This is a genomic window from Ancylothrix sp. D3o, assembly GCF_025370775.1.
In the GTDB taxonomy this organism is placed as follows: Bacteria; Cyanobacteriota; Cyanobacteriia; order Cyanobacteriales; family Oscillatoriaceae; genus Ancylothrix.
On record NZ_JAMXEX010000011.1, the window covers coordinates 131,510 to 145,713 of the forward strand.

The 14,204-nt window shown below is 45.0% G+C and carries 10 protein-coding genes; 3 read left to right on the forward strand and 7 right to left on the reverse strand.

Features of this window, described 5'->3' with window-relative positions; genetic code table 11:
• Positions 1 to 50: 50 nt before the first annotated feature.
• The 6 genes from NG798_RS18270 to tig form a co-directional block, all read right to left on the reverse strand.
• Positions 51 to 662 carry a DUF4276 family protein gene (locus NG798_RS18270; RefSeq protein ID WP_261225131.1) on the reverse strand — a complete coding sequence of 204 codons (612 nt, stop codon included), beginning with the start codon at positions 660 to 662 and terminating at the stop codon, positions 51 to 53.
• Positions 659 to 1,807 (reverse strand): AAA family ATPase, encoded by a 1,149-nt coding sequence (locus NG798_RS18275; protein WP_261225132.1) that lies wholly within the window; start codon positions 1,805 to 1,807, stop codon positions 659 to 661. The genes NG798_RS18270 and NG798_RS18275 overlap by 4 nt, the downstream gene beginning before the upstream one ends.
• Entirely contained in the window at positions 1,804 to 4,308 is a 2,505-nt protein-coding gene (locus tag NG798_RS18280; RefSeq protein WP_261225133.1) for a site-specific DNA-methyltransferase, read from the reverse strand. The genes NG798_RS18275 and NG798_RS18280 overlap by 4 nt, the downstream gene beginning before the upstream one ends.
• Positions 4,309 to 4,660: 352 nt before the next feature.
• A complete protein-coding gene (gene clpX, locus NG798_RS18285) occupies positions 4,661 to 6,001 on the reverse strand; it encodes an ATP-dependent protease ATP-binding subunit ClpX (protein ID WP_261225134.1) in 1,341 nt (446 codons plus the stop codon).
• 31 nt (positions 6,002 to 6,032) lie between these two features.
• Entirely contained in the window at positions 6,033 to 6,701 is a 669-nt protein-coding gene (gene clpP, locus NG798_RS18290; protein ID WP_261225135.1) for an ATP-dependent Clp endopeptidase proteolytic subunit ClpP, read from the reverse strand.
• 259 nt (positions 6,702 to 6,960) lie between these two features.
• The gene (gene tig, locus NG798_RS18295; protein ID WP_261225136.1) at positions 6,961 to 8,337 is read right to left on the reverse strand and encodes a trigger factor; all 1,377 of its coding nucleotides are present in this window, start codon (positions 8,335 to 8,337) and stop codon (positions 6,961 to 6,963) included.
• A gap of 564 nt (positions 8,338 to 8,901) precedes the next feature.
• Between tig and NG798_RS18300 the strand changes: the two genes are divergently transcribed.
• The 3 genes from NG798_RS18300 to NG798_RS18310 all read left to right on the forward strand — a co-directional run bounded on the left by NG798_RS18300 (position 8,902) and on the right by NG798_RS18310 (position 12,980).
• A complete protein-coding gene (locus NG798_RS18300) occupies positions 8,902 to 9,945 on the forward strand; it encodes an aspartate-semialdehyde dehydrogenase (RefSeq protein ID WP_261225194.1) in 1,044 nt (347 codons plus the stop codon).
• Positions 9,946 to 10,017: 72 nt separating this feature from the next.
• Entirely contained in the window at positions 10,018 to 10,902 is an 885-nt protein-coding gene (dapA, locus tag NG798_RS18305) for a 4-hydroxy-tetrahydrodipicolinate synthase (RefSeq protein ID WP_261225137.1), read from the forward strand.
• A 275-nt stretch (positions 10,903 to 11,177) separates the two neighbouring features.
• Complete coding sequence (locus NG798_RS18310) at positions 11,178 to 12,980, forward strand: ribonuclease J (RefSeq protein WP_261225138.1); 1,803 nt, start codon at positions 11,178 to 11,180, stop codon at positions 12,978 to 12,980.
• 171 nt (positions 12,981 to 13,151) lie between these two features.
• On the opposite strand, the gene NG798_RS18315 is transcribed toward NG798_RS18310, so the two are convergent.
• Entirely contained in the window at positions 13,152 to 14,096 is a 945-nt protein-coding gene (locus NG798_RS18315) for a response regulator (protein ID WP_261225139.1), read from the reverse strand.
• Positions 14,097 to 14,204: the final 108 nt, after the last annotated feature.

A 14,204-nucleotide genomic window follows, 5' to 3' on the forward strand; every position in this document is an offset into this window, starting at 1 on the left:
ATGAATGCAGATGAATGCAGATGAATGCAGATGGGATGGTTGGAATTTGTTTATTGTTCCCAGGTTATTTGAAAGTTTAGGATGGCTTTCATTGCTTTTTCTAAGCTGGGGGAGTTTTGTTTGGCTAGTTCTATTTGCCAATGGTTTTTTACAAATTGGATGAGTTGACCGTTGTAGTCTTTTCCTATTTTAGCAGTGCTGTTGTCCGCCGGCACTATTGCTTCTTTTAAGTCTCGCTTTTTTGATTTGCGGACTAGGTTGATTAGTGTTTGTTTGGGATCGGCTATTTCATCGGCGTTTCTTGGTATTAAATCTTTGGAAATTCCTACATATTTTGCAAAGGTTTCTCGATGTGCTAATAACCAGGCTTCAACTTCTCTGACGGCAATTCTGAATATTAAGTTGGGATGTTTTGGTTGTTCTAGCCATGTTGAAATTATTTCTTGGGGACATTCAGCATTATCTAAGTCTGTTAAAACTAAATAGGCGCTTCCTTTGGCTGCATGATTTAAGCCTGATATAATTTTTTTCAGATAGCCATAACCTCCTTTATTTAAACAAATTCCTATGGAAAAAGGCCGTTGAGATTGCTTTAGCATTTCTCGCACTACAGCCTCGCTTAAAGCATCTTCCACAGCTAAATTTATGGGAATATCGCTCATGGGAATAAACTTAATTGGTGAACTTGTCCGGGGGCTATCTTGGGTAAGGCTGCTTCTGCAATACTTAATCCTCCTTCTAGCAAGAGTTTAATATCTTGAATATCGGAAGCTAATTGTACTTTTGTTCCTTCTGCTGTGGGTGTCATTAGTAAAACTTCTTCGCCTCCAATTCCTTCATCGGAAAGTAAATCTCCACTGTGGGTACTCAAAATCACTTGGCGTTTTTTCTGCTTTTGCATTCGGTGAATAAGCGCCGGCAACTTAGCAACAATCGCCGCATTTAATGACAGTTCTGGTTCTTCTAATAACAATAAAGAATCACTTTCTAACAACGACCAAAATAACCCGATTAATCGTAATGTTCCGTCAGAAAATTGATCCTCTCTTTGCTTTCCTGCTTTGGGTCTCCAGTGTTCATAAACTGCCTCTAAATGTGGCATCCCCATAACATCTTTTGTATCACTTAAATTTTTCATCTGGGGGACTGCAAATTGTAAAGCCTCCTCTATTTTTTTGAGGCGATTTCGGCGTGTTTTTTCTGGCGTTTTTACCACCCTTTCTAAAAATGTTCTGCCAAAGGGATCTTCGGAAATACCGGCCATTCCATAAGCTTCTGGATGACGTACCAATTGCGGAATTAAATGCAAGTATAAGATGGTTTCCAAAGCTTTAGAAATTTCTCTAAATTCAGCATTGGCGTTAATTTGTTCCAAATAAGTCTGCGTCAGTCTTAATTCATCATTATTGTCTTCAGTATTAGGCCGGTTTACAATTTGCTCATCCCCTTTCCACACTCGTTCATAGGCAATAATTGCATCATTTTTACCCCCTTTTTTTTGTTTAATTCCAATGGCATATTTCCACACCGGCTTTTTAAAAGCTGACTCTGATAGATGAATCTCTATCTCCACATCTGAAAGCCGGCGCGCATAAAGACTGCGAATTTTTGACACCCCACCTCGATCTATTACTGCTTTTTGTAAACCGCCTCCTGGTTTTGCTAAATCTCGCAAAAATCGGAACGCATCCAAAAAATTAGACTTTCCGCAAGCATTGGGCCCGACTAAAAAAACCCGTTCCTGCAAGTCCACATCAACAAATGTAAAATTACGCCAATTTTTTAATACAATGTGAGATATAATCATGTTACTAACCGCGTCATTTTTATCGACTCAATCCCCCGATCATCTACAATTTTAACCGCAATTCGTCGATATTCCCCCGCCTCAAATGGCAACGAAATTGTCCCCCGATACGCCTCAATTAAATCCTCATCAATCTCCGCTTTTAAACTTTTCGCCAACTTAAACCATCCCTCCTTTTCTCCCGCCATTGGAAAGAAAACCTGTGAGGGCAAAATACTCCGGCCATCATAATCACTATCCAACATCCACATCGCTATTTTCTCCGCATTTCCAGACTCTATCAGGCCGGTTCTTGTATTGTAATAATCAAACCCCTGCACCTCTACCTCCCACTTTCCAGCATTCTCACCTTTGGCAATTTTCCTCACAATTACATCCGGCTGTCCCATTAACCAGAAACTTTCATTTGTTGCCCGTTTTTTCTTCAAGTCTTCTGTCAACAAATCGGCATTCATTTGTACTTTCAGCAAAGTTACTCCTTGCCACTTTGTTTCATCAATATCTTTTGCTGCTTCCGGGTCAAATTGAAATGCTGCAAAAATTACCAGTTTCGGTTTTGGCACTAAATTCTGTGCTTCTTCTAGGGCTAATTCTACTTGTCTTTGGTCGAGGGGTGCGTGCACCGGCCCAAAAGAAATTACTGCCCTTAAAGGCTGTTCTTGTTCATCATTCGGTTTTGTTTCTGCATCCGCATGAAGCCAATTTCCTACAAAAGTTTCTACCCGCGAAAACAAAATTGCTTGCCCACTTTTCCCGCGAATTCCTGTTTTTAGCAGTTCATCCCGCCATTCACTTTGTCTTAGGCTTTCTCCACTCCGAGAAATCGAATTGTCTGCCGTTATTTCCGGTTTTTCTGTTTCTAATTCTGGCTCAATTTCACTCACCGGCATTACCACCGGCGCCGGCACAGCTTCCATTGTAAAAGGGCCGGTGACTCGGATTTTTGATGTGTCTACCAATGGCCGGTCATAAAGTATTTCTTGATCTGCGTATTTTTGAATCGCTTTTTCTATTTGCTGTTTTGTCATCCCTTCTTTGATTTCGGGATTATTAGCAATTGATTTTAAGGTAATATGAGGAACGGTTTTATATTTCAGGCCGGTGTCTATTCCTTCTTGAGGGTTTGCTAGTTGATAATAATCAAAGGTTGCTGTCATTAATCTTTGTTTTGCTAGGGTAATTGCTACCCTTGATGTATCGCAAGTTATCCACCGGCGCCCCCACTGTTCCGCTACATACGCCGTCGTCCCAGATCCACAGGTTATATCTAATACTAAATCACCCGGATCTGTCGTCATTAATACACATCGGGACACAACTTTAGTAGAAGTTTGAACAGCATATAATTTGTCTTCGCCAAATGACGAAAAAACAACATCCGTCCAAATATTTCCTATAAGACTGCATGACCAATCTTTTTTTAATCTTTTATATCGCAGCGTATTGCCCGAAACAACTAATCTTCCAGCTTTTTCTAAGTTTTTCAAACCATCTACACTGGTTGACCAATATCTATTTATTGGGATAAAAGTTTTTCCTTGAAATTCATAAGGTGTTTTGTGATATTCATGCGAAGAAGTTAAATCACTTGTTACAAATGATTCGTCATTCAAATCCTCTCCGTTAAAAATGAATATTTGGTTATATTTAGCTTTGGATATTGATTTGGAATACCAGACTAAATAATCCGTTATACCAGAAAGAAATTTATCAGGCTGCGGAGACCTTTTTTGAATAGCAATAATTCGTTGAAAATTCGCAGACCCAAAAACCTCATCCATCAAATTTCTAACAAGATGCACATTATCATCAGAAATTTGAACAAAAACACTGCCGGTTTCAGAAAGTAACTCCCTAGCCAACAAAAGCCGGTCACGCAAATAAGACAAATACGAATGAATACCCAACTCCCAAGTATCCCGAAACGCCTTAATCATCTCCGGTTCTTGGGTTAAATCCTCATCCTTGCCATCTTTCACATCACGCTTATTAACAAAAGGTTGAAAATTTGACCCGTATTTAATACCATAGGGAGGGTCAATATAAATCATCTGAACTTGTCCCCCCATTCCCTCCTTTTCCAAAAGCGAATTCATCACCAACAAAGAATCACCGGCAACCAAACGATTAGTCCAATTATGCTTATGTTTATAAAACTCAATTGCTTGTCTAATAGGCGGATTTTCTTCGGGAATATCAAACAAAGATAACTGCACCGGCCCAGTTGTATTTCGCTTACGAACCGCATCAACAATCGTCCGAGGATCTATCCGTTCGTGAACGTGCAAAGAAACAGTAGGAACCTCAAAACTTGTATGTTCTGCCTTACCGGCCCAGTTCAACTGCGGGTCAAGATGGGGGTCATATTCATAACGTTTATTTTCCCCATCAGGATCAGTTTGTGGAGTCACCAAACCCACCGGCGGATTATTAACTCTTTCCTTATTTGTATGTTGATATTGTTCAATAGGTTTTTGTTCAGACTTCTTTTGTTTTGGCATAAATTTTTCTTGAAATAGCGGTAGCTTAAACCTATTGTGTAATCTTTTAGTCTGCCCTTGCTTGGCGCTGTAACAATTCTTCAAGAGGCGAAATTAGGGCCGGTAGATAATTTCAAAGCCCCCCGTTAAAACCTCTTTAACCACCGGTTGAAGAGTGTCTACACAAAAGAAAACCCCCTATCGGGGGTTGCGCTACCCGCCGCTACGCGAACAGGTTATTGGTGGGAATTGTGTTTACCATTAAATAGAATTCTTGAACCCCCGGAGGGGGTTTTAATTAATCGTGTAGCCACTCTTTAACCGGTGGCATTAATCAGTGTCATTAACCGGCATTAACCGATGACGTTCTAACCTAAGCCGACTCAGGCTTAGGCAAAGAAGAAGGATGCACAATCAACTCAGCCGTAGACCGTTTTTCCACCATTTCCCGCGTAATCGTGCAGTTTTTCACATCCTTACGCGAAGGCAACTCATACATCACATCCAGCATAAGCTCTTCCACAATCCCCCGCAGAGCACGCGCCCCTGTTTTCCGCCGGTAAGCTTCCTGAGCAATCGCTCGCACCGCATCCTGTTTAAAATCAAGCTGCACATTATCCATTTTCAGCAGTTTTTGATACTGCTTAACCAAAGCATTACGCGGCTGAGTCAAAATCGCCATCAAAGCTTCCTCATCCAGCGGTTCCACCACCGCCACCATTGGCACCCGGCCAATAAACTCAGGAATCATCCCAAATTTTACCAAATCATCCGGCTCCAGATGCTTAATCACATCGGCATTGCGTTTTTCGCGTGGTTGGCTTTCTCCAGGTTGAACAAAACCCATCGACTTTTTACCCATCCGCTGTTCCACCACTTTTTCCAAACCAACAAACGCCCCACCACAAACAAAGAGAATATTGCTGGTATCAATTTGAATGCAATCTTGATAGGGGTGTTTGCGTCCGCCTTGGGGAGGTACGTTAGCGATGGTACCTTCCAGCATTTTCAGCAAAGCTTGCTGGACGCCTTCGCCAGAAACATCGCGGGTGATCGAAGGGTTTTCGCTTTTGCGGGCAATTTTGTCAATTTCATCGATGTAAATAATGCCGCGTTGGGCTTCTTCCACATCGAGATCCGCGACTTGCAACAAACGCAACAAGATATTTTCGACATCTTCGCCTACATAACCGGCCTCTGTGAGGGTAGTCGCGTCTGCAACCGCAAACGGCACATCCAAAATTTCGGCTAAAGTTTGAGCGAGGAGAGTTTTGCCGCAGCCGGTCGGCCCAATCAGCAAAATATTAGATTTTTGTAACTCAACAGTATCATCCGGGCCGGCTTTACCATTGGTTTTTGATTGAGCATAAGCCAGGCGTTTGTAATGGTTATAAACCGCTACAGAAAGCACCTTTTTGGCCTCATCTTGGCCAATAACATGATCATCAAGATGTTTTTTAATTTCGCGGGGCTTGGGAATTTGTGTCATAGAAATATTAGCCGAGGAGCGAGCGCGGCGCTTAGTTTGTTCTTGACGCTGGGCCGGCTGTGGCGCACCGGCTGCCGAATCAAACAACTCCTCGTCTAGTATTTCGTTACACAGGTCTACGCACTCATCGCAAATGTAGACTCCCGGGCCGGCAATCAACTTGCGGACTTGCTCCTGAGACTTGCCACAAAAGGAACATTTTAAATGGGAGTCGTACTTAGCCATATCTGCCTCTCAATTACTGTGCTAGGGCTGCCTAACCGGCGGTGGAAAGGCTGAGTTTAGAGATTACCTGGTCAATGAGGCCATAGTCTTTTGCCTCAGCCGCCGACATAAAGAAATCGCGTTCTGTATCAAATTCGATTCTCTCTAGGGGCTGGCCGGTGTGTTGAGCCAGAAGTTCATTCAGCTTACGCTTATGATAAAGAATTTCTTTTGCTTGGATTTCGATATCCACCGCTTGACCTTGGGCACCGCCGAGGGGTTGGTGAATCATAATTCGGGAAGAAGGCAAGGACATCCTTTTACCTTTTGCACCTCCCGACAGCAGAAACGCACCCATACTGGCGGCTAAGCCAAAACAAATGGTGGCAATATCCGGGCGTACTTGCTGCATGGTGTCATAAATTGCCATGCCGGCAGTTACGGAACCCCCAGGCGAGTTGATGTAAAGCTGGATATCTTTTTCCGGGTCTTCTGCTTCGAGATATAGTAACTGGGCTACGATTGAATCTGCCACAGCATCATCAACCGGCGTCCCCAGAAATACAATCCTCTCGCGCAGAAGCCGCGAGTAAATATCAAATGCTCTTTCTCCGACGCCCGACTGTTCTACCACCATTGGGACAACACCGGCGGAAATGGCGGAGATTTCGAGGTCTTTCAAACTACTGATTGAGTGATTCTGGGTTTGAGATACAAGCATAGGGATTTGTTTTAAAGCTTGCGATCTAGCATAGCGTTGTCGAGACTTCTGCGGTGTCGGGTCAGCTTAGGGGGTTTTTGGGGGAGAAACCGCCCTATCCTTTAATTCCCGTTTGAGAAAAAGTTTATTTGGGTTTCTCTAACTATTATGCCCCACGCACCAAAAGTCTGAGGGTTTGTTCGCTGTAAATTCTCTCACCATTTGAGCGATAAGGGGGGGAACGCTAGGATGAGCCTATCACTTTCGCTCCCCAACACCCTTAACCTTGTTCGGTTTCGGCCTCTGTTTCAGCCTCTTCTGAGGTTTCGTCTGCGGTTTCTGCTTTTTTGAGGGTGCCTTCGGGGACTAATTCCACGTTAGCGTTTTCTGTCAGCCAATTAAGGGCTTTTTCTCGCACAATATCCGCCGATACAAACTCTCTGAGCTTGATCATATCCAGTTGTTGGCCTCGCATTTCTTGCATCAATTCTTCAATGCGTTTGTCAACTTCTGTCGCTTCTACACTCAGCGATTCTAATTTGGCGATTTCTTTCAATGCCAGTGATTGTTTAATTCGCTCAATGGCTTCGGGCCGCGAACGTTCCCGCAATTGCGGCATATTTTGCTCATTGTAGAGTTGATTGACATCCAAACCATAGCTCTGCAACTGCATGGCTGCTTGGCGAATCATAAAGTCTACTTCCCGGTTAATTAAACTTTCGGGAATGTCTACTTCAACGTGGTTAAGAATTTCTGCCATTAAGGCTTGTTCTTTGTTGGATTTTGTCTGCTGTTCGGCATCTGCTTGATAGCGTTCTTCTACCGATTTGCGTAATTCTTCCAAGGTTTGAAATTCGCTTACGTCTTGGGCGAATTCGTCGTTTAATTCGGGCAGGTCTTTTTCTTTGAGTTCGTGGAGGGTAATCGTAAAAACGGTTTCTTTTCCTTCTAACTCTTCGCGGCCATATTCATCGGGGAATTTCACGGCTACTTCTTTTGTTTCGCCGACATTCATGCCAAAAACGCCTTCAATAAATCCGGGGATAAATTTGCCATCTACCAGTTCTATTTGATAGTTGGTTGCTTTGCCGCCTTCAACTTCTTTGTCTTCACCGGCTACCCGCAAAACATAGTCTACCACCGCCACATCGCCTCTTTGGGCCGGTCTTCCTTCTACGGGAATTAAGGTTGCTTGTTCTGACCGGCGTTCTTCCAAAAATTTATCTACGCGGCTGGCGTCTGGTTGAACTTCTTCGGCTTTAACGCTAATTTCTTTATAGCCGCTGAGTTTTACTTCTGGCTCTACATCTACCGAGGCTTTATAGGTCAGCGGTTCGCCTGGCTTAAATTGCTCGATTAATTCTTCAAAAGATGTGATTAGCTGATAGTTTCCTAGCGCTTCTATTGATTCTTGCTTAAGGGCTTTTTCTAAGCCATCTTGAATTAATTCTTCGAGTGCTGCTGCTTTGACTCGTACCGTTCCTAGTCGCTGTAACAAAATTTGACGCGGTACTTTGCCTTTACGAAACCCAGGAATATTTGCTGTGCGGCTGAGGTTTTGGAAGACCTTTTCGTAGGTTTGTTTGGTCGTTTCGGAAGGAATTTCGATTTCTAGGCCAATTTGGCTGGCCGGTAGCTTTTCCTGGGTGACTTTCATAGGTACGTTTGTTTTCAGACTGTCCGTGCAATTTTTGGTTATTGGTGTTTTTGGTTGCTCACCGGCTTTTGAGTCGGGCCGATTGAATTTGTCCAGGGCCGGTGTGACTAAGCACAACGGCAGCAACGAGTGTTTTCCCATTTGCCCGAACCGGGGCAGCGCAAACCATCAAACCTCTATCCTATTCTATTTCAATGCAAATTTGAAATGAAGCCAAAAAAGACTCGCGGAACTTCCGGGCCTGCCTGTCTGCTATTCCCCAGGACGGCTTTATGGCGCTGCTTATCTACCACCGGCACAGTTATCTGCTTTTTTCCAGCGGCTCTCCACTCAACCGGCCCAGTCGTGATATGCTACTTAACAACGTTGATCAAAAAACAACGCTTTATTTTAACCCAAAGCCTAAAAATGGCCTTCTTCAATCCGGGCTGCCAGCTAGGGCATTTTAAAGATAAAATTTGGTAAAAAGTTTAAAATTCAAGCTAAATTAACTATTTTAAGAGGATTTATTAAAAATTTCGGTTGACGAAATCTCACCCACAATCTCATCCCCAGAGGAGGAAAATAAATCAAGTGAAGTCTTATCGTGTTGCAATTTTAGGAGCCACCGGCGCCGTCGGAGCCGAATTACTGGAACTCCTCGACCAACGACAATTTCCCCTAGCTGAACTGAAACTTTTAGCCTCGCCACGTTCGGCGGGTCAGAAGGTGAAGTTTAAAGGCCAAGAATTAACCGTAGAAGCAGTAACCGAACAGTCCTTTGAAAATATCGATATTGTTTTAGCCTCGGCGGGGGGTTCAACTTCCAAGGCTTGGGCCTCTACAATCGTTAAAGCCGGTGCTGTAATGATTGATAACTCCAGCGCTTTTCGGATGAATGCCGATGTGCCGTTGGTGGTGCCAGAAGTCAACCCGGATGCAGCCAAAAACCACAAAGGCATTATTGCAAACCCAAACTGTACAACGATTTTAATGTCAGTGGCCGTGTGGCCTCTACACCAAGTCCAGCCGGTGAAACGCATTGTCGCTGCTACCTACCAGTCTGCCAGTGGGGCGGGGGCACGGGCAATGGAAGAAATGAAAGAACAAGCAAAGGCTATTCTTGCCGGTGAAACTCCCAAAACGGAAATTTTTCCCTACCCCTTAGCCTTTAATTTATTTCCGCATAACTCAGCCTTAAATGAGCAAGGGTACTGCGAAGAAGAAATGAAAATGGTTAACGAGACTCGGAAAATTTTTGGAGATCAGCAAATACGGGTGACAGCAACCTGTGTACGAGTGCCGGTGTTGCGGGCCCATTCAGAAGCCCTTAACTTAGAATTTGAGCAACCGTTTAGCCCCGAAAAAGCCAGAGAAATTTTAGCCAACTCACCAGGGGTTAAATTAGTCGAAGATTGGCAAGCAAATTATTTCCCCATGCCCAAGGATGCCACAGGTAAAGATGAGGTATTGGTGGGGCGCATCCGTCAAGATATCTCTCACCCCTGCGGCTTAGACTTGTGGTTATCGGGGGATCAAATTCGCAAAGGCGCTGCTTTAAATGCCATCCAAATAGCAGAATTACTCGCCCAGCAAAATTTGGTAGCACCGGCTTTAACCACTGTGTAAAAAGGGGGCAAAATGGCCGGGGTAAAAAAAACCCTTTTGATCACTCACTAATCACCAATCACTTTTTCACCGATGAGAGATTTTGGACGAGTTTTGACGGCAATGATTACGCCGTTTAAAGCAGACGGAAGCGTTAATTACGAAGTCGCAGAAAAACTAGCGACACATTTAGCAGCAAACGGTTCAGATGGAATTGTTGTGTGCGGCACCACCGGCGAATCTCCTACCCTTAGCTGGGAAGAAGAACATGAACTATTTAGGGTAGTTAAAAAGGCAGTGGCAGATAAAGCAAAAGTTATTGCTGGCACCGGCAGTAATAGTACAAAAGAAGCCATTGAAGCCACCCAAAAAGCTGCTAAGATAGGATTAGATGGTTCACTGCAAGTTGTACCTTATTACAACAAACCTCCGCAGGAAGGACTTTACGGGCACTTCAAGGCAATTGCTGAGGCTGTGCCAGAGTTTCCGCTGATGCTTTATAACATTCCCGGCAGAACCGGCCAAAATCTTCTACCGGAGACAGTAGCCAAATTAGCGGAAATTAGCAATATCGTGGCAATTAAAGAAGCCACCGGCAACCTGGATCAAGCCAGTCAAGTCAGACAGTTGACACCGCCAGAATTTGGGATATATTCAGGAGACGACTCGTTAACGTTACCCTTGCTTTCGGTAGGTGGGTGTGGCGTAGTGAGTGTGGCATCTCACTTAGTCGGTCTCCAGATACAGCAGATGATAGAAGCGTTTTGCACCGGCAAACCCCAAGAAGCCCTCAAAATTCACCTGCAACTGTTTCCCTTGTTTAAAGATTTGTTTTTAACCACAAATCCTATCCCCGTCAAAGCAGCCCTAAAGCTTCAAGGTTGGGACGTAGGTAAGCCGCGTTTGCCCCTCTGCGAGGCACCGGCATCGGTGGAAGAAAAACTTAAAGAGGTGCTCAAAGAACTTTCCCTGCTTTAATGTTGTGGTTTGGTTTTTTGTTGAAAACTAAATAATTAAAGCATAAAGTATCTTGACAAAAATCGAGATTTATGCTAAGGCGGAAGTTTAAAAACACCGCAAAAAACACCGCCGCAAATAGCTAAAAAAAAATATGCCCTTCCCTAGGAAAGGCAAAATCACAAAGACAACAATAGCGAAAATTGATGAACTCGGAAAAGCCAAATCTTAAAAATATTCCAAAAAAGGAATCCGCAGCAAATTTTTCACCTATCACTAAATCAGTGAGGATACCCATGACGAAAAACGATTCTACACCAGCCCTAAGAATTATACCTTTGGGCGGATTGCATGAAATTGGCAAAAACACTTGTGTGTTTGAATATGGCGATGAAATGATTTTGTTGGATGCAGGATTAGGCTTTCCAACAGAAGCAATGCACGGCGTAAATATTGTTTTGCCAGATATGACTTATGTGCGGGAAAACCGGCACAAAATCAAAGGCATGATTGTTACACACGGGCACGAAGATCATATCGGTGGAATTGCGTTTCACCTTAAACAATTTGACGTGCCGGTGATTTATGGCCCCAGATTGGCAATGGCCCTCCTAGAAGGGAAACTGGAAGAGGCCGGTGTTCAAAATCGTACAGAATTAAGAAAAGTCGCCCCCCGCGATGTGGTACGGGTGGGAGAGTCATTTTTTGTTGAGTTTATTCGCAATACCCACTCGATAGCCGATAGCTTTACAGTCGCCATTCATACCCCCGTCGGCGTGGTGATTCATACAGGAGATTTTAAAATTGACCATACTCCCGTTGATGGCGAGTTTTTTGACCTCCACCGGCTCGCAGAATACGGCGAAAAAGGAGTGCTTTGTTTATTGAGCGATTCCACAAACGCAGAAATACCCGGTTTTACACCTTCGGAACGTTCAGTTTACCCGAATCTTGACCGGATTTTTGCAACAGCACCAGGCCGGTTGATGGTAACAACCTTTGCTTCTTCAGTACACCGTTTGCAAATAGTGCTGGAATTGGCGAAAAAGCATGGCCGCTATGTGTCTGTGGTGGGCCGGTCAATGCTAAACGTCATCGCTCATGCGCGGACTTTGGGATATATTAAGTGCCAAGATGATTTGTTTCAGCCTCTCCACGCCCTGCGCGGCATTCCCGATGATAAAGTGCTGATTCTCACAACCGGCTCGCAAGGTGAGCCAATGTCAGCCATGACTCGCATTGCTAACTGCGACCACCGGCAAATCAAAGTTCGTCAGGGTGATACGGTGGTGTTTTCGGCAAACCCAATCCCTGGGAACACGATAGCAGTGGTGAACACCATTGATAAGTTGATGATGCAGGGTGCGAATGTGATATATGGCCGCGATAAAGGCATCCACGTTTCGGGTCATGGTTGCCAAGAAGACCATAAATTAATGATCTCACTTACTCGTCCGAAGTTTTTTGTGCCGGTGCACGGCGAGCACCGAATGCTGATCCAGCACTCGAAGACTGCTCAAAGTATGGGTATCCCAGCAGAAAATATGGTGATTATTGATAACGGGGATGTGGTGGAGTTGACACCAAATAGCATCCGCGTTGCAGAGCGTGTGCCGTCGGGTTTAGAGTTGGTAGATTCGTCTCGTTCTGGTGTGGTCAAAGATACAGTGCTTAAGGAACGCCAGCAACTTGCCGAAGATGGTGTGGTGACGGTGGCGACAGCCGTAAACAATCATGGTCAGTTGGCAAGCGAGCCGGTGTTACACTTGCGCGGTGTAGTGACGGCGGTGGAACATAGTATGCTGCATAAGTGGGTTGTGCAGGCTCTCGAAGATACGTTAAATGAGCGTTGGCCGGAGTTTGCGAAACCTTTGGCAGATGGGACTGTAGATGTGGACTGGGGCGGTTTACAGGTGCAGATGGAACGCGAGGTGCAGCGGTTGTTACGGCGTGAGTTACAAAGTAATCCGTTGTTGGTGTTTTTGATGCAGCCTCCCAAAGAAGAAGCGGTGAAAACAACTGTTGAGACTCCTGCTACTCCGAGTCCTACTGCCGGTCGGGCCACGCGGCGTCGTCCGACTGCAAGAGTTGCTTCCTAGGGTTATTTGCCGATAGGGGTAGTGTTACTGTGCCTACCCCACAAGCATTAGGGGCAACTACAGCCACCGTTTGCCCCTCCATAAAATACGAGAGCCCCGATAAGCATTAGGGGCAACCACAGCCACCTTTTGCCCCTACATAAGATAAGGCAGAGGGTGGCGAGGCTTTTATTAGCCAAGGCGGGTACTAGCAAGGGCTAAGCCGACGTGCTTGGCAGACAGGTGAATGAGGGAGAGTTCGTCTTGCTTGAGGGTGGAGGGTTGTTTCCACTGTAGGGATAGGACGGCAACGGTTGTGTTGCGGTAGGTGATGGGAACGACGAGATGGGCCTGAATGCCTGATTCTTGGTAATGGGTGACACCGGCCAACTCTGCATCTGCCGGCACGTTGACGGAACCTTGAATTTTTTGGCTTTTGATGGCTTCTTTAACGAGGGAGTCGCCCGAAAGCCAGTTTGGGGGGTTGTCTATGTTGCTTTGGATGCCGGCGGTGGCAGAAAGTGTGTCTGCTTCAACAATTTGCAAAACGCAAACGTCGCTGTTAAAGCTTTTGGCAAAGGCGGTAGCGATGGGTTTGAGGGTTGCTGGTAGCGAGTCAGCCGTTTGGGCGGCTTCTGCTATGGCTGCGAGCAAGTTGGTTTGTACTTGGGCTCGGCGCAGTTCTTCGATGCGCTGCATTTGCACGTCGTAGGTTTCTGCTGCTCGCTCCACTACGGCTTTCAGTTCGTTGGGGTCCCAAGGTTTTGTGATGTATTTATAGACTTGGCCGGAGTTGATGGCTTCTACGAGATCCTCTATGTCGGTGAAGCCGGTTAGGATAATTCGCACGGTGTTGGGGAACTGTGGCAGGGTTTTTTTGAGAAATTCAGTTCCTTTCATTTCTGGCATTCTTTGGTCAGAAATGATGACGGCGACTTCTCCTTCTTTTTGTAGCAGTTCTAAGGCTCGGACGCCGCTTTCGGCTTTGAGCACCTGGAACTCTCGTCGGAAGGTGCGGTAGAGCAGATCCAGGTTGTCTGGTTCGTCGTCTACTACCAGCATTTTAGGTTTTTTTGGTCGCGCTTGGCTCATTAGCTGGCGTCTTATCTCTTCTAGCTCTGGGATAGCATTCTCCATAGGTTATAACAAACTATTTGGCTTTGTCTGAATAAGTAACTAAATCTGCAACTTATCCTAACCATTATCGGGGACGGGTGATTGCTTCGTTGCGAAGAGGATGCGTTA